Source organism: Companilactobacillus bobalius (assembly GCF_009764355.1).
This window is the reverse complement of sequence record NZ_LNUA01000059.1, coordinates 18,554-36,887: the sequence shown is the minus strand read 5'-3', so window position 1 is coordinate 36,887 and position 18,334 is coordinate 18,554. Positions and strand designations below refer to the sequence as shown.

Below are 18,334 nucleotides of genomic sequence, written 5' to 3'. Positions count from 1 at the left end.
TGAGGCATTTTTTATATTATTAAGGAAGATGCTTGAATTTAATATTTATTCATTGTAATATTAGCTACTAACGTTTTAATTCAACTGAAGAATCATCGGAGGGTCTGTTTTTGAGGCTGGACAAGATGCTAGGTAGCCAGTGCTACTAAGTGTCTTGTTTTTTTTTACTGGATTGGAACTAAACAAAAGGGGGGAAATTAATGAAAGTATTAATGCCATATATCAAGCGCTATCGAAAAGATGTTTATATTGCGCTTATCTCAGTTATAGCTTTAGTATTTGCGACGCTTTGGCAACCACGATTGTTGCAAGTAATTATGAATGCAATTTTGAAAGGTGACAAAAATACTATTTTTCAACAAGGAATAGTTTTGATTATTTTGGCGATAGTCGGAATTATTGCCGGGGTCATCAATACGATTTATTCGGCTCACGTCGCCTTAGGTGTAGCGACTGATTTGCGTTCGGATCTGTATGATAAGGTGCAGTCATTTGCCTATGCAGATGTAGAAAAGTTCTCGGCGTCGAACTTAGTTGTTAGAATGACAAATGATATTAACCAGGTTCAACAAATTGTTATGGCCACTTTTCAACAAGTGAGTCGGATTCCATTGCTATTTATTGGAGCCTTTATTTTAGCCATGATAACAATGCCACAACAGTGGTGGGTCTTGATTGGTATGATGATTATTGTCATAGCGGTTAGTTTGTACACATACAAAAAGATGAGTAGTTATTTTGCGGAAACACAACAAGATATTGAAGATGTTAATACGGTTGCTCGTGAGAATTTGATGGGTATTCGTGTTGTTAAGTCATTTGTGCAAGAGCCGCATGAAATTAAGAAGTTTTCGACTGCTTCAGATAGTTTGACGAAAGTTACAGCCAAAATTGGTTATACTTTTGCCATTTTGATGCCAGCTTTCTTCTTAACGGCCAATATTGCCGTGGTTTTAGCTGTTTATCTAGTTGGACAAAATTTAACAGTTCATCCTACTTACTTAGCTGCGATTACTAGTTTTATTTCTTATTTAATGCAAATTCTATTTGCAGTTATCAATGGTGGCTTCTTAATGATTGCGGCTTCTAGAGCTAATATTTCATTAGGACGTATCGGTGAAGTTATGGGAACTGACCCTAGTATGTCATACGTTGAGGGTAATTCTGATCCGGTCGAAGGGGATATTGAATTTAATCATGTAACCTTTACTTATCCTGGTGATGATGCACCAACATTGAAGGATATTAGTTTTAAAGTTAAAGCCGGTGAAATGATTGGTATCGTTGGTGCGACTGGATCTGGTAAGACGACATTAGCTCAATTAATTGCCCGTTTGTATGATCCCGACTCTGGTACGATCAAAGTTGGTGGAGTTGATGTTCGTCAGCTTTCTGAAAAGTCTTTACGAGAAACAGTTGCTTACGTTTTACAGCGTTCGACATTGTTCTCGGGAACTATTTCAGCCAATTTGCGCCAAGTTAAAGAAGATGCCACACCAAATCAAATGCAGTGGGCAGCTAACGTTGCACAAGCTTCTGAATTTATTGAGCGTTTGCCTTTAACTTATGATGCACCAGTTGAAGAACGTTCTTCTAACTTCTCCGGTGGTCAAAAACAAAGATTGTCAATTACTCGTGGTGTTATTGCACAACCAAAGATTTTAATTTTGGATGATGCGACATCAGCTTTGGATGCAAAATCTGAAAAACTGGTTCAGGAAGCTTTGGATAGAGATTTAACTAAGACTACTACAGTAGTGATTGCCGAAAAGATCTCTTCAATTTTACGAGCAGATCGAATTTTAGTTATGGATAGTGGTCACATTGTCGGAAATGGTAATCACAAAGAATTAGTAGCTCATAATTCGGTATATCAAGAAATTTATCGTACACAAAAGGCTAGAGAGGGGGCAAAGTCATGAGGGATTTAAAAAACGCAGGGAAATACTATTGGCACTATTTGAAGAAATACTGGTTTGGCTTTCTCATGACGGCAATACTGATCGGTATTTCAACCGCATGTATTGTTATTGCTCCAACTTATCTGGGACGTGCAGTTTCTGAGTTAACAACTTACTTGCAACAGTGGACGAATACTGCTGCTCGTGGTGATGCCAATCTAGGTTCTTTCCATAAAACTTTGTGGGTTTACTTAGGATTATATCTAGGTGATGCCAGTACTTTATTTATTGCCAGTATGATTTTAGCTAGAATTACGGCTTATTCAACTGGTACGATGCGTGTTGGGTTATTCCGTAAGATGCAACGAATGCAGGTACAATATTTCGATTCTCACAGTGATGGGGATATCTTGGCACGTTACACTTCTGATTTGGATAACATTTTTAATGCGATGAATCAGGCTTTGATCGAGATTTTCTTATCCGTCGCCCAATTTATCGGTATCCTGATTGTCATGTTTGATCAGAATGTGACAATGGCCTGGGTAACGATGGGTTCTACTCCGGTAGCTTTAATTATTGCGGCAGTTGTTATGAAAAAAGCTGGCGTGGCGGTTAACCATCAACAAGATGATATTGGTAAGATGAACGGTTATATTAATGAACAAGTTACCGCTCAAAAGGTTATTATCACTAATGGTTTACAAAAAGATTCAATTGCCGGATTTAGAAAACATAATCAAAAAGTTCGTCAATCAGCTATGTCTGGTCAAATTTGGTCAGGTGTTTTGAATCCATTGATGCAAGGGATGTCCTTGTTGAACACGGCCATCGTTATTTTCTTCGGTTCATGGTTTGCTTTGAATGGAACTTTATCAACTGGAGCAGCTTTGGCCTTAGTCGTCGTCTTCGTTAACTATGCGCAACAGTATTACCAACCAATCATGTCGTTGACTAGTTTGTACGGGATGATTCAATTGGCTATTACAGGTGCTCGTCGTGTTGATGAAGTTAGAAGTCAACCAGATGAAGTTCAACCCGCTGACGGTAAATCATTGGTTGGAATTAAAAATGAATTGCAGATTGATGATGTTCACTTTAGTTATTTACCAGGTAAAGAAATTTTACATGGTGTTTCAATTTCAGTACATAAGGGTGAAATGGTGGCTTTAGTTGGACCAACAGGTTCCGGTAAGACAACTGTTATGAACCTTTTGAATCGTTTCTATGATGTGGACAGTGGAGCAATTACGATTGATGGGACTGATATTCGTGAGTTTTCTTTGAAAGAACTGCGAAAGAATGTTGGTATCGTCTTACAAGATCCACAATTATTCTCAGGAACGATTGCGGACAATATTCGATTCGGTGATCCTGATGCAAGTATGGAACGTGTTATTGATGCTGCTAAACAAGCTAATATTCATGAGTTTATTGCTAGTTTGCCTAAGGGTTATGAAACAGAAGTATCTGATGAGCAGAGTATTTTCTCAGCTGGTCAGAAACAATTGATGTCGATTGCTAGAACAATTTTGACTAACCCACAATTATTGATTTTGGATGAAGCCACTTCAAATGTTGATACTGTTACGGAAGCCAACATTCAAGCGGCAATGGATCGTGTTATTCAAGGCCGGACTAGTTTCGTTATTGCCCACCGTTTGAAGACAATTTTGAACGCCGATAAGATTGTTGTTCTAAAAGATGGTGCGATTATTGAACAAGGTAATCATGATAAATTGTTGGCAGGGGATGGTTTCTATGCCGGACTTTATCATAATCAAATGGTTACAGATTAAATTACGTAAAAAAACTTTTTAGATTTGAAATTTAAATCTGAAGAGTTTTTTTATTTAAATTCGTGTGATAGATTTAAAATGATAGGATTGATTAAGTTAAATATTATTAAAAGGAATTTTTATGGAAAACAAAAAGTTTTTAGAAGAGATTGTTGGGAAAAAAATAAATTTTTTAATTGGGGCTGGAGCAAGTTCTACATGGTTGAATACTTTGGAAATGGAAAACTCGGGAAAAAGTTTAGAAGATGTATATACTGAATGTGAAGATAAATATGAAAAATTGATACTCATGGCTCTATTTTTTGATAAATCTGTAAAAGAAGGGTTGGTTATAAAAGATATTGAAAATGAAGACAATAATTTAAAAAATACTATTGAGAATTATAAAAATTTTATTGAAAATGTAGTGAATATCGCAAATATGGGTGGATTTGAGCAACCCAAAAGGGTAAATATATTTACCACCAATTATGATACTTTTTTTGAGAATGCATTTGATGAATTGGCACTAATAAATCCACTAATAAAGTTTAATGATGGATCCTCTGGATTCTTCACAAGGGTAGTGAACTATAAAAATTATTATTTCAATTATATACATAGTGGTGCATCAGATTATTTTAGACGTGAGATACCTTCTATAAATCTTTATAAAATACATGGATCGTTAACGTGGAAAAAAATTAAAAAATCTATTGTTTCAGATTTTTCTAATGAAAAAAAGAATGAAATAATGAATATTGGTAATTATGTGAGTGAACTAAGATTTCAGTCTATGAATGTTGAAAGATTAGAAAGAGAATTGAACACTAGTAAAGATCCTGTCCAATATCTGAATAATATTTCCTTATCAGGAGATGAAAAAAATAAATTAGAGAAATTTGGTGATTCATACAAAGAATTGTTAATAGTTAATCCAACAAAAAGAAAATTTGCAGAAACGGTTTTTGAAAACTATTATTATCAAATGCTCAGGGCATTTTCCAACGAATTGGAAAAAAAAGAAACTGTTCTTATAGTCTTTGGTTTTTCTTTTAAGGATGAACATATATTGGATATTATTCATCGTGCACAATATAATCCAGAATTAAAAATCTTTGTAATTCCATATTCGGAAGAGGATATAGAATTTATAAAGGAAAAGATGTCAAATTTTAAAAATGTTGAGTTTATTACGGAATTTGATGAAAAAAAGAATTTTAAAAATGGTGATTTTGATGTATTCAATAGTCTTTTAAGTGGGGAATACGATGATTAATGATGATATAACGGTTGGTAGTGTTATTGAAATTAAAGGAAACTATGTTAGAGCACGAATGTACCAGAATACAAATATGATGACATATTTCAAAAATAATCAAGTTTATAGAGGTGTTGGAATAGGTCAATATGTGGGTATTGTAAATGGACCTTATAAATTAGTAGGAAAAGTTACTAGAGAATTTGCCGATGATAAAAGCAAAGATCCAAATGACCAAGAATTTAGTTTGAATAGATATATCAGAGAAGTGAATATTAATATAATAGGTAATTTCAGAAACAAGAAATTTATACAAGGAATATACGGATTTCCACAAATATTTTCTGAAATTGTTTTGCTTTCAGACGATGAGATAAAGATGATTATTGGGAATAATGTTAATTCAGATTACCAATTGAATATAGGTTACACTGTACCTGATAAAGTTCCGTTTTCATTGGACTGGAGTCATCTATTTAATACACATTTTGCGATATTCGGTAATACTGGTAGTGGTAAATCAAATACTTTGACTAAAATATATACGGAATTATTTAAAAAGGATGAAAATAATGAGATATCTTTAAAAAAGTCAAAGTTTATTTTCATAGATTTTAATGGGGAATATACTTCAAATGAGATTTTTTCGCAGAATAAATCTGTACTAAATTTGAACACTAAAAAGATAAATGGTCAGGATAAACTAATATTATCCAATACAGAATTTTGGGATGCTGAATTTTTATCGGTTTTGTTTTCAGCAACGTCTCAAACACAAGAACCTTTTTTAAGGGCAACCTTGAATTTCTTTAAGCCAGGAAAACATTTCAATAATAAAAAGCTTATACATTATTTAACTGAAGGATTAAAAAATACATATTTTAGTACTCATATGGATGCAAGAACACAACCATTATTAAATAAAATTTTGGCAATATTACATATTGAATTCGAGAAGGGATCAGAATTAGAGGAATTATTGGATAGTAATTGGAATAATAAATATTCCCAATATTACATGCGTAATGGAAGTTATGTGAATAAATTAAATAGGGATGATCTCATAGCAAAATTTGAATCAAAATTTGCACAGAATCTAAAGCGTGAAGTAGAACCTCTAAATTTATTAATGATTCTATTGTATCTTGAAATGATATTTAAATTAAAATATGGAAATAGCCAGTATGAGTATATAAGCTATTTTCTTAGTAGGGTAGAATCAAAAGAAAATATGTTTTGCAAAGTTGTGAAGGTAAGCGATGAATATGTCAATGAAAATAATATTAAAATAATATCTCTTAGAAATGTTAATAAAGAAATTAAATTAATTGTACCTTTGATTGTTGCAAGACAATCCTATAAAAATCAAAAAGAAAATAATGATGGAAATACGGAATTAAAAAGTACAACACATTTAATTATTGATGAGGCACATAATATTTTATCAACGTCTTCCAATAGAGAAAGAAAGGAATGGCGTGATTATAGGTTGGATGTTTTTGAAGAAATAGTAAAAGAAGGACGTAAATTTGGATTTTATTTAACTATATCTAGTCAACGTCCGGCAGATATATCTCAAACGATTGTGTCACAAATGCACAATTATATTATTCATAGACTTGTGAATCAAAATGATTTAGAAATGTTGGATAATTCTCTAAATTCTTTAGATATGATTTCTAGACAGTCCATACCTACATTGTCTGCAGGTTCAGCAGTTTTTACAGGCATAAATTTTGAATTACCAGTTGTGGTAAAAGTAGATAAACTTATGGATAAATTATCCCCAAATAGTAATAGTGCAAATTTGACTAGATTATGGTCTTTAAATAAAAATAATTAGGTATTTATTCATAGAATTCTATATTTTGAATATGTTATTTGTAAATTACGATCGTGTAAATTAAAAAATAGCCAGTAACTCGAAAAAAGTTACTGGCTATTTATTTTGGGATAGAGTATAAAAGTGCCTTTTTTACTGGAAACCCGTAAACTTGAGAAAAGGTTAAGAGGTAAGGGAGATGAAACGAAAACGTCAAATCCTAATTAGTGTTCTTTTTAGTATAATGCTGATTTTTACCGCGATGAGTTTTGATCAATCGAATTTTGATAAAAGCGCTCCTGAAAATAAAATAATATCGAAGGTGATACCTACGGTAACTACTGCAAAGGCAGCGGTAACTCCGTATCGTACGCCAACAGCTGACCCGATAATTCTGTTATTTATTTGGCTGTCTTCGGGATATAATTTACAGCCAGAAAATCAATACACGTACGTCAATAATTCTAAAACTTTATATACCGATTCTGGTCGTTCAGTTGTGGATGCCTTATTAGGCCTGCTATCAAGTCCACATTATACTTGGTACCAATCTACTGATGGTCAGACTTGGACTCAAATGTCACAAACAACCAAAGAGTTAACGGTAACACCAACTAAAGTGGGAACGGTCTATTATCAACAGATGACGCGCTGGTATGGCCTAGTTCCAGGATTGTTGGATACTATCGTTTATTCAAAAGTAGCTTTCATAACAACTTTTCCAAGTCCTATTAACGCTACAGCTTTGGATGTAACAGCTAATGATAAATATTTGTACAATAATCAATCTAGCGCTATGACAACTTACGTAACGGGAACGCCAACTCCAATTGATTCGACAGGAAATATTACTTGGAAAGTTAGTGATACTAGTTTAGCTACTGTTGATAGCAGAACAGGCTTAGTAACAGCTAATACTACTGGTAAGTCAGGAACAGTACGGGTGACGGGAACAATGACCAACAGTAACGGTACTAGTGTTGGTGGGTATGTTGATATTAAAATTGGTGGTGGTCTGGATGACCAAACTGTTGATGAGGGTAAGAAAGCCAACTTTACAATTCAGGGAACTTTCGATGAGAAGCCCACTAATGTTGTTTGGCACAAAGTTGATGCTGCGGGAAAAGATACAGTTGTGACTAATAGTAATAGTGACGTGCTGACTTATACGACGGCTAATACTGTCTACGCTACTGACAATGGAACTAAGTACTATGCAGTTGTAACCGTGACAAGTGGTGATAGTACGACAACCGTTACTACTAATAAAGCTAACTTAACGGTTAGAAAAAATGTCGTTCCTGACGTTTCTGTCAATAATACTATTTTTAATAGTAGTTACGAGGATCACAATAGTGAAAATACAACAATAAATAACGTCGCTGAAAACGATAAGATAGTTCATCGAATCAATATCAAAGATGGCAATCTGAACTCGGTTTTAACGAGAGCTGAAATCCAAATTAAGTTACCTAAGAGTTCGGTGATCGATAATGTTAAAGTGAATAATCAAAATTTTACAGATTATACGAATGTCGCTGATCCAAATAATAATCAAGGGACAATTTTGACTTTACGTAATTTAAATTTTGTAATTACAAAGGAATTCGCAATTGAAATCAATTCAACCGTTGGGAAAAATGAGGCCTTGTCGTTCAACTCCACTGTGAGTGCGAACGGATATGACACTAGTGGTAATTTGTTAGGACAGTATATACCAGCCCAAAGTTTGCAATTGAATTTTGCGGACAACAGTATTAATTTACAAGCGAATGATTGGAGTTATAAAACAATTAATTCGTATACGGAAAATTCCTTAATCGACAGGAGTAAAATGGAAAACAGTCATTTGGAAGTAGTCGACAAACGTCGGAATAAACAGGCTTTAACTTTATATTTATCACAGAGAGAGCCTTTTAAATCTGATGAGAAAGAATTGAATTCCGAGATGCGCTATTATCAACGAGATGGTAGTTATCAAGTCTTGAATGAAAATGGAACTTTAGTTTCTGAAACAACTACCGGACAAACACTTGATTCAGTTGCTTGGCAAGATCACGAAGGACCTAAATTGTATATCGGTGATGGTGTCCATGATGCTGGTAATTACACTACACAATTGGAGTGGTCACTAGTCGAATCAATTAAATAAGAGCGTGGAACAAGTCGCTTAGATTCTGAGCATTTGCAGGACTTTGCGAATTGGCTGCGTAGCAGACGGTTCGTGAAGTCAGGCAAAGCACAGGAATCTGGCTTGTGGAACGCGTTTCCACTATATTGCATAGAACATTGGCCATTCATTAAATAAAAGCAAAAATAAAGCGGGTAATCGAAATACGATTACCCGCTTTTATTTGTTTTAAGTCCAAAAGACTTAATGAATTATCAATGTAATGAAGTTGTAGAACAATTTCAAACCGTAAAGAATGATAACAGCGCCGCAAACCATATTGATAGTCCGTAAAACTTTAGCGTTGAATTTATCTTTAAACTTAGCGATGACTAGATTCAAACCGATAAACCAAACAAATGAAGCGATGACGACACCGCCAATGAAGATTGGATAACTATTGACTGGTAATGTGACTTGAAAAGCCCCCAACATCAGTGATCCATCAATGATTGCTTGTGGATTGAACCAAATCATGACAAAAGCTGTTGAAATGGTTTTGAACATGGTTAATTCAGTATCTTTACTGCCAATTTCAGAAGTTTCAGCACGCAAAAGATTAATCCCCATATAAATTACGATTAAACTTCCGAAAAGAAGAATAGCAATTTTAAGCCATTCAAATTGCTTCATGATTGCTCCAATACCAAAGAAGCAGGCGATTGATAGAGCAATGTCAAAGAAAGCCACAAAAAAGGCAGCAATATATGAACGACGGCGTGATTGAGTTAACGCATTATTGATCACAAATAAATTTGCTAAACCAATCGGCGCTTCAATCGCGAATCCCATAGTTAGTCCTTGTAGAAAAAAGTTCATAATTTTACCTCCCTTGCCAACCAAATTATGGTTTATAATTTAAGCATAATAATGATTATATAAGTGTTTTTAAAAATAGTAACCAACCAAGTTATTTTTATAAACCCAACCAAAGGAGAAACAAATGCGAAGAGAATTTCCTGTCGTAATTGATTGGCAACCAGACAAAAAAAGTTCAGTACCAATTTATCGCCAAATTGTTAAATATGTTTGTGATAAAGTTGCCAGTGGACAATGGCAAATCGGCACTAGATTGCCGTCACAGCGGGATTTAGCCAAAATGTTTCACGTGAATCGGAGTACCATTTCAACCGCTATTGATGAATTGACTTCATATGGAATAATTTCTGGTAAGCATGGTGCCGGGACTCAAATTATCAGTAATACTTGGTCATTGATGTTGCCAACAGCTTTAAATTGGAAAAAATATATTTCTGCCGGCTATTTTCAAGAGAATACGCGTCGTATCCAACAGATCAATCATTGGGAATTTGCTCCTAAGATTACTCGTTTAGGAACAGGGGAGTTGGACCCTCGACTTTTTCCTAAAAAAATGTGGTCGGAAATCATGCAAAAATTGAGTACCGAAATCACATCTTTGGGATATGCGGAACCCTTAGGCTTGTTAGAGTTGCGAACAGCGATTGCTAAACATATGCAGAAATTAGGCATCAATGTTGGAGTGAAAAATATTTTGATTACCTCCGGTGCGTTGCAAGCTTTACAGCTGATTGCTTCATGTCTATTGGAAGATGGTAGTACCGTTTTTACTGAGGCACCAAGTTATTTGAAGTCACTCCAAACATTCCAATCCATGGGTTTGAATTTAGACGGTATACCAATGGATAGAGACGGGATGGAATATTGGCGTATTGAGAAACGTTTGAAAGATAAGGAATCAGTTTTGTACACGATCCCGACCAATCATAATCCTACCGGTACCACGATGTCAGATTTCAGACGTCACGAATTGATGGAATTTTGTATACAAAATAGACTCCCAATCATAGAAGATGGAGTCTACCAGGAATTATGTTTTGACGAACAACCAACCGCTTTGAAAGCTATGGATAAAAACGGGATGGTCATGTATTTAGGCAGTGCTTCAAAAGCTTTGGCACCAGGCTTGAGGATTGGTTGGGTCATTGCATCTGAACCAGTTATCCAGAGACTAGGAGATACCAAGATGCAGATGGATTATGGAGCCAGTTCCTTATCGCAATTGGTATTCGCTGAATTTTTGAATAGCGGTTTGTATGATGAATATCTAATCAATTTAAAAAAAGAATTAAAGAAACGTCGCGATAACGCTTTGAAAGTTTTGGAAGATAATTTTCAGGGAATTGCCACTTGGAATCAACCTATTGGTGGATTTTATATTTGGTTAACATTTAAGAATGATATTGAGGCTGAGGATTTGTTTGAGAAAGCCTTGAATGAAGGGATACTTTTGAATACCGGTGATATTTATGATTTTAAGAAGAACCGGTCTATTCGATTGTCCTTTGCTTATACTACTTGTGATGAGTTTAGTATGGCTATGGGGAAATTGAGAATGCTTATATAGTTTAATTTGTTTAGAAGATATTCTTTTTAGAAAGGGTTTCTGTAATATTATAGTTTTTGAATTGGTAATTAAGGGAGAATAAATATGGTTGAAGATAAAAAGAGAAAGTATGATGTTTCTATCAGATTACATAAGAAAAATGTAACTAAATATGAGAACGTTTTAAAAGATGAGTATAAAAAGGATGGTAGCGAGGGGGACAAAATTAAAATATATTCATTGAGCTCTAAAGGTATGGGACACGGCAAAGCTTTTGCCTTATTACGTCAGAAATCCACACCTAAGTGGAAAGGACTGTTTGAAAATATGATTGGAAAACGTGATGAAATTCCCGATAATTTTTATTCTAAAGCAGTCATCGTAATGAAAATAATGTCTAAAAATGGAGACAATTATTTCATGAGTATATCTTTTGGATACGGAGATTCATTGTTAAATTCGGATACCATTATTAATGATTTTGGGAAGAATATTGCTGCAAAAAAAATAAGTAATCGAATGATAGACTCTGTCAGCACAATGCAGATAACGGATGCCATTGTTCAAAGTAATAAACAAATCGTAGGAAATAGTTCTGAGGGAATAAATGATCTGATAAGTGGTGATTCTGAATTTCCTAGTTCCGTATCCGGAGTATTTCGAAATGGAGCTGTTGAAACAAAAATAGAAGGTTTAGGTAATTTACTTAAAGCAAAGAGAATGATGAAGCCTAATGAGATTGCTGAGGATCTAAAATATTATTTAGATGCTTATTTGACAGATGACAAGGTTTCAGAATGGATATCTAGACTTTCCAAAGTAACTAATAAAAATGAAATTGAAAGATTAAATTATTCTATGGTTCAAAGCATAGAGAAGGGTGAAGAATTTGGTATAGCTTATCCATATTTCGTAGAAGTATCTGATATGGATGTGAGCGGTCTATCCAAGAAAATAGATTCAATGGATGCCTCCTTGGTAGAAAAATTAAGATTGTACATAAATAGTCGCAAGCATACCGCGAAAACAGTATTGAGTAGAATAAAAACAATTAGTAAAGTGACGGTTACAGTTTCAGAAAATGGGGAAAAAAGATCTGAACGACTTTTTAAGTGCATATTTTTAGAATTAATAGAATTAAAGAAAAGATATATTTTATTTAATGGAGAATGGTTTGAAGTTTCCAATACTTTCTATACGGATATGAAAAATGTCTTAGATTCAGTAAAACGATCTAATCTTTGTTTACCAGAGTCAAGAAATAATGAGAATGAAACGGAGTATAACAGTAGGGCTACTAATAAACTTGGAAATGCATGTGAATTACATTTAACAGGTTATAGAAACAGATATATAGGCAAAGGTAGTGTTGAGCCAGCGGATATTGTTACAAGTGATAGGAAATTTCTTTATGTTAAATTTGGTAAATCGTCATCTACGTTAAGTCACCTATTTATGCAGTCGATAGTTCCTGCCCAATTGATGTCGCAAAATGTTGATGATAAGTTCAGAGAAAAAATTGAGAAGGAATTGATTGAAAAAAATTCTCAAATTTTTAAGACTGGTTTTCTAAGTAAAAATATTCCTAATAATAAAATAACAATTGTGTTTGTTATTATAAGAAACAAACAAGAATTACCATTCTTTTCTATGATTAGTTTCTCACGAACAATTAATGAGTTGAGATCTATGGGATTCAAAGTGGAATTAGCATGGGTTAAACAAAAATAAAGTGTCAGTTTTCCACATTCTATTCAATTAATCATTATTATTACAAATTTAAATTGTTCCTATTAACTTTCTTCAGTCAAAAAATGATACAATCCTAAATCCAATTCATGTTCCAATCGAAGTGTAAATTCAACTAATTTGGTTGGCTTACCATCGCTGTTTTTTTCAACTATATCTTTTGCAGTAAGAATACGTGCGGAACCAAGATAGTAAAAATCCTTACCATCTACTCTATCGTTGTTAGATTTTCTCACGAACAACTGAATCATCCCAAAACCTTTATGTTTGAGAATCTCACTCTCAACTGTACTGGACATTGAACGTCCACTTTTAGAGAACAAAGGTAAGGTTGAACGATCCGAGAAGGTATTTTCATATACCATCTTATTTTGAACTTTCACAGTCTTCTTTAAAGATATGAAAACAGGAAGAAAACGTCCATCATCTCTTAAGCCGTAACCACCAATATTTATATAATTAGGCTCATTTTTCCAGTTCAACATCTTGATAATGTCAGGACGGAAATATTTTTCGCCAATGGTAAATCGATTACGATAGATTGCTGGATTTTGATGTACATCCCAAAGTTTTGCATCTAAAGCATCTTCAAAATATTTTCTAAACATTTGTAGTTGCAACATTTGTTGGAGTTCAGAAGTAAATTTCCATTTATCATCGATACGGTCAGTTAACACAACTTGGCCGTATTTTTTTTGTTTTACTTTTGAAAAGTAACTGAAGTCTAAGACAGAAGCCACATTGACCAAAGTTTCACTGTCACAGAAAATATTTTGAGATTGAAGTTCAGATAGAATTTCTTCGTCAGTTAAAGTATGCCGAAGTAACAATTGTTTCAAAATCCATGCTTCAACAGGACGTTTAGATACAGTGATTTCCGCAGAAATAAATTTTAAAAATGAATATTGTTCTTTAGTAAGTGAATCAGAAAGATTATCTTCAAATTTATTTTGCATGTCATAAACAGTCTTAAATTTATCAATTATATCGGGAACGTCAACACTGCCTAGTTTGGCAAAGTCTAATAACATAGGTGACCGTAAGCCAATTTTATCTTTAAGGCTTTGATAAGCAGCTTTGAAACGATTCATATCATTTAAACGAGCTTTTGAAACGGCTGCCAGAATTCGATTACGAGCTACTTCTTCAAAATGAATCGTGGAAACTCCAGAAATACTGGGGCTGACGATCTGTTTGAGGATTTTCTCTTTGTTGCTGGTATGAGAACGATCGAATGCCATTGGAATCATATAATTTTCATCATAATTACCGATAAAATCTAAAATTGTCACGAATTCCTTATGAACAAATTTACGTAATCCACGTCCTAATTGTTGTAGAAATATAATGCTGGATTTTGTGGGACGCATCATGACAATTTGATTGAGGATAGGAATATCCACGCCCTCATTAAAAATATCAACTGTGATGATGTATTGTAGTTTGCCGTCAGTCAATTCTCGAACAGCTTTTTCTCGAGCCTCGACCGTATCCTCAGCAGAAACAAATTGAGCGTTGATTCCTTTAGCGGTAAGCTTAACAGCCAATTCACGACCTTCAGCGACACGACTAACAAAAATTAATCCGTGTACATTATTGCCACGAGGACCGTAATAATTAGTTTTATCAATAATGTAATTTACACGTTCATCAGATACTAAATATTTCAAACTAGTTTTGTCATCGATAACTTCACCGTTTTTCTCATAGTCAGTTACACCGATGTAGTGGAAAGGTACGAGTAGGTCATTGTCTAATGAGTCTAATAGTGAAATTTCATAAGCCAGATGGTAGTCGAAATACTTGTAAACGTTGGTTCCATCGGTTCTTTCGGGAGTAGCCGTCATTCCCAACATGAATTGTGGTTGGTAAAAGTTCATCAAATGTTGGTACATGGATTCTTTTTCATCAGGCTGATTTTGGCTAACGCGATGAGCCTCGTCGATGATAATGTAGTCGAATGCAGCGGCTCCCAATTGTTCACGGACCGATTTTTTAGAAATCATGTTAACCGTTGCGAAAAGATAACGCGCAGTTACTTCTTTTTGATTACCGCTGAGAATACCATAGTCGTTATCAGACCCACCCAAAATTTCTTTGAAACTGGACATAGCTTTACGCAAAATTTGTTCCCGGTGAACGACAAATAATAGTCGCTTAGGATTAAACTGTTGGACATCAAAAGCGGCTAAATAAGTTTTACCAGTTCCGGTCGCCGCCACAACTAATCCCTTTTTAGCATGTTCGACATCTCGTAAATGTTTCAGAGCTTCCAAGGCTGGTTTCTGCATTTCGTTAGGAACAATTTTGTCTGCTGGTTTAATTTGTTTCTTATTTCGATAAGTTGAATAATTAGGTTGCCAATTTTGGCGGTAATCTTCTATCCATGATGGTGTCAAAGGAGCGGCTTGTTGCCAAAGATTATCTAGTTCATTTTTAACATTACGAATAACGTCACCACGTTCAGTTGAAGTGATACGCAGGTTCCATTCGAAATTCTTTTTCAAAGCGTTTTGCGTTAGATTGGAACTACCTATTAGGGCACTTTCGTAAGTGTCATGATTGAAATAGTAGGCCTTTGTATGGAAGCCATCTTGATCCAAAACTTTAACGTCGAGATTAGGGATTTGCAATAAATCGTCGAAGACATCCGGATTATTAAAGCCTAAGTAAGTTGAAGTGATAAGTTTTCCACGGACACCGTGTGTAGCGATGTCAGCCAGAATACTTTTAAGATCTAATAGACCACCCGAAGTAACGAAGGCTACGGCAATGGTAAAGGATTTGGCGTTACGTAATTCGTCTTCCAGAGTATCGAGCACGGTCCCATTTTGATTAGTTATCAATGCTGGTTGATAACGGGATAATGATTGTGTCGAGTTGTCGATGAAGCCAAAGTTTACGCCTTGGTTAATTTCATAATCAGCGTCCATATAATTTCACTTCCAATTTGTAATTGTTCTAATAGACAAGTATATCAGAGCGGTTAAATTTTATAGATGATTTGTGTACAATGAAAGGCAGAGGAAGTGTATTTTATGAATCAAAATGAGAACTCCCAAACCAATTATTTTATAATAGATTCCAGCTCTAGTATTGAACACAATGATGTGGATTTTAAATACTATAGCTATCAAAATCATAATAACAATCAGCTTCACAAAGGTGATCTGATCATTTATCGTCGTTCTGGCAGTGCTTCAGAATGGGGTAATGAATTTTACCTTTATGGTGCTGGAAAATTTGGTGAAGTTGTAAGACAAGATCCAGCTACTGGCAATGATATTGTCACAATTGAACAGCCTTATTTGTTTTCCCATCGTCTCATGAAACAAAATTTGCGTACTTTCGATTGGACATTTCGTAAATTCAAAGGCAAGTGGTCCAACTTCTTTAACATGAATGGTATCACCCAGATAAATGAGCATGATTACAGAGGTTTATTAGAGCGCCAGAAGAATATGGTATCTGAACCAGAATTGTCAGATGCTGAAGAACTATTGGCGGTGAAATGTTATCAGGCTGAGAAGAATGAATTGTACTTTATCAATGATGAGGCTAAGGGTGTAAAAACTTACAATGCGGTTCAAAAGTTCTTTGCGGATAAAGTAAAATTTAATTATCATTATAAATCGGCGGTGGCAGGTCCAGTGGATGAGGATGATTTAGTTGTAGCCAGAATTGTTCCTTGGTCAGCCAATAAGGAAATTCGTTTGGATCCACGTAATGGAATTAGTTTTACCAAAATGTTAGCTGAAGCCTTTACAGCAGGGTATTTTACCTTCAATGATAAAGGTCATATTGTTATTTCTGATGTTGCTGCATCGGATGCGGAAACCAATAAATTATTAAATAAATATAAGAATAGAAAAATACATATGAATTATCAATATTCTCCTAATAAAGAATATTTACAATATCACCGTGAACATGTCTTTAAAAAATAACCCTATTGACGAACACTGAAGTTCCTTGTATTATATGGACAACAACTTTTAATTAAGTCCAGTGAGACTTGGAAAGTGCAATCGCTTATGGGGAAACCCTAACTAACTTTCTTTGTCGCACTGGCAAGGGAAGTTTTTTTATATCTTGAATTTTTAATCAGATCCAGAGAGGTCTCAAAGGTTCAGTCTAAATAATCAATCTAAGACAAAACTTGAGGGATGCTGGATAAAGCATCCCTTTTTCTGTCTCAAATATTGTGAAAGTTTGGAGAATATTATGAAAAGATATCTAGTTTTTGAAGATGGTACATATTTTGAAGGTAAGGCCTTCGGTGGTGATGTTGAAACGATTGGTGAGTTAGTTTTCACAACCGGTATGAGTGGATACCAAGAAGCTATCACTGACCAATCTTACAACGGACAAATTATTAATTTTTGTACACCAATGATTGGTAATTACGGAATTTCTAAAAAATTTAACGAGTCACCTAAGTCATACATCAAAGGTGTTTTAGCTCGTGAAATTGCGGAAGTTGTCGGTAATTACCAAAGTGAAATGACTATCGATCAATTCCTGAAAGAAGAGAACATCCCCGGAATTCAAGGGATTGATACACGTGCCATCACTTTGAAAATTAGAAAGGCTGGAGCTTTAAAGGCAGCCATCGTTGACAATTTGAATTCAGGATTGATTGACCAAATTGCTGATTGGCAACTAGATCGAGCCCAGTTGAATAAAAGTATTGCGGAAACTTCACAAATATTTGCAGGCAAAGGTAAGCATGTCGTGATGCTAGATTACGGCTACAAACAAAGTATTGTCGATGAATTACAAAGACGTGACGTTAAAGTAACTGTTGTGCCAGGTAATACTTCAGTTGAGGATATCGAAAATTTAAAACCCGATGGAATTCTTTTGAGTAATGGACCTGGAGATCCAATCGATCACACCGATATTTTGGATAACATCGTGGAACTAGAGAAGAAATATCCAGTCTTTGGCATCTGTATGGGACACCAACTGCTATGTTTAGCCAATGGTGCGAAAACTTTTAAGATGAAATTTGGACATCGTGGTTTCAATCATCCGGTAAAAAATTTGGAAACAGGCAAAATTTATTTCACTTCTCAAAATCATGGGTATGCGGTTGATCCGGAATCCATCGCTAATACAGATTTAAAAGTGACCCAAGTTGAATTGAATGACCAAACAGTTGAAGGGGTTGAACATACTAAGTACAATGCCTTCTCAGTTCAATTCCATCCGGATGCAATGCCAGGACCACATGACGCCGACTTCATTTTTGATAAATTCTTGGAAAGACTAAACAAATAGCTGGA

11 protein-coding genes are annotated in these 18,334 nt (G+C 34.7%); 9 read left to right on the top strand and 2 right to left on the bottom strand.

Going from position 1 to position 18,334, the window contains the following annotated elements:
* The first annotated feature begins 200 nt into the window (after window positions 1-200).
* From ATN92_RS13195 to ATN92_RS13175, 5 genes are all read left to right on the top strand, one after another.
* Window positions 201-1,922 (top strand): ABC transporter ATP-binding protein, encoded by a 1,722-nt coding sequence (locus tag ATN92_RS13195; protein WP_056951221.1) that lies wholly within the window; start codon window positions 201-203, stop codon window positions 1,920-1,922.
* Entirely contained in the window at window positions 1,919-3,700 is a 1,782-nt protein-coding gene (locus tag ATN92_RS13190) for an ABC transporter ATP-binding protein (protein WP_056951223.1), read from the top strand. The genes ATN92_RS13195 and ATN92_RS13190 overlap by 4 nt, the downstream gene beginning before the upstream one ends.
* Before the next feature lie 121 nt (window positions 3,701-3,821).
* Window positions 3,822-4,958: an SIR2 family protein gene (locus tag ATN92_RS13185; RefSeq protein WP_056951226.1), complete on the top strand. Its 1,137-nt coding sequence runs from the start codon at window positions 3,822-3,824 to the stop codon at window positions 4,956-4,958.
* Complete coding sequence (locus tag ATN92_RS13180) at window positions 4,951-6,783, top strand: ATP-binding protein (protein WP_056951228.1); 1,833 nt, start codon at window positions 4,951-4,953, stop codon at window positions 6,781-6,783. Before ATN92_RS13185 ends, ATN92_RS13180 begins: the two co-directional genes overlap by 8 nt.
* A gap of 178 nt (window positions 6,784-6,961) precedes the next feature.
* Window positions 6,962-8,914 carry a hypothetical protein gene (locus ATN92_RS13175; protein WP_056951230.1) on the top strand — a complete coding sequence of 651 codons (1,953 nt, stop codon included), beginning with the start codon at window positions 6,962-6,964 and terminating at the stop codon, window positions 8,912-8,914.
* A gap of 222 nt (window positions 8,915-9,136) precedes the next feature.
* Here the strand turns inward: ATN92_RS13175 and ATN92_RS13170 are convergent, their stop codons facing one another.
* Window positions 9,137-9,751: a LysE/ArgO family amino acid transporter gene (locus ATN92_RS13170; RefSeq protein ID WP_056951232.1), complete on the bottom strand. Its 615-nt coding sequence runs from the start codon at window positions 9,749-9,751 to the stop codon at window positions 9,137-9,139.
* 124 nt (window positions 9,752-9,875) lie between these two features.
* Here ATN92_RS13170 and ATN92_RS13165 point away from each other — a divergent pair, with 124 nt between their 5' ends.
* Both ATN92_RS13165 and ATN92_RS13160 read left to right on the top strand, forming a co-directional pair.
* Window positions 9,876-11,318: an aminotransferase-like domain-containing protein gene (locus ATN92_RS13165; protein WP_056951234.1), complete on the top strand. Its 1,443-nt coding sequence runs from the start codon at window positions 9,876-9,878 to the stop codon at window positions 11,316-11,318.
* Window positions 11,319-11,402: 84 nt separating this feature from the next.
* A complete protein-coding gene (locus tag ATN92_RS13160) occupies window positions 11,403-13,028 on the top strand; it encodes a DUF6119 family protein (protein WP_056951236.1) in 1,626 nt (541 codons plus the stop codon).
* A 62-nt stretch (window positions 13,029-13,090) separates the two neighbouring features.
* Here the strand turns inward: ATN92_RS13160 and ATN92_RS13155 are convergent, their stop codons facing one another.
* Complete coding sequence (locus ATN92_RS13155) at window positions 13,091-15,979, bottom strand: DEAD/DEAH box helicase (RefSeq protein WP_056951238.1); 2,889 nt, start codon at window positions 15,977-15,979, stop codon at window positions 13,091-13,093.
* Window positions 15,980-16,084: 105 nt separating this feature from the next.
* Here ATN92_RS13155 and ATN92_RS13150 point away from each other — a divergent pair, with 105 nt between their 5' ends.
* Together ATN92_RS13150 and ATN92_RS13145 are read left to right on the top strand one after the other, a co-directional pair.
* Window positions 16,085-16,993, top strand: a complete 909-nt coding sequence (locus tag ATN92_RS13150) for an HNH endonuclease (RefSeq protein WP_056951239.1) — start codon at window positions 16,085-16,087, stop codon at window positions 16,991-16,993.
* Between the two features lie 277 nt (window positions 16,994-17,270).
* Window positions 17,271-18,329, top strand: a complete 1,059-nt coding sequence (locus ATN92_RS13145) for a carbamoyl phosphate synthase small subunit (RefSeq protein ID WP_056951241.1) — start codon at window positions 17,271-17,273, stop codon at window positions 18,327-18,329.
* Window positions 18,330-18,334 lie beyond the last annotated feature (5 nt).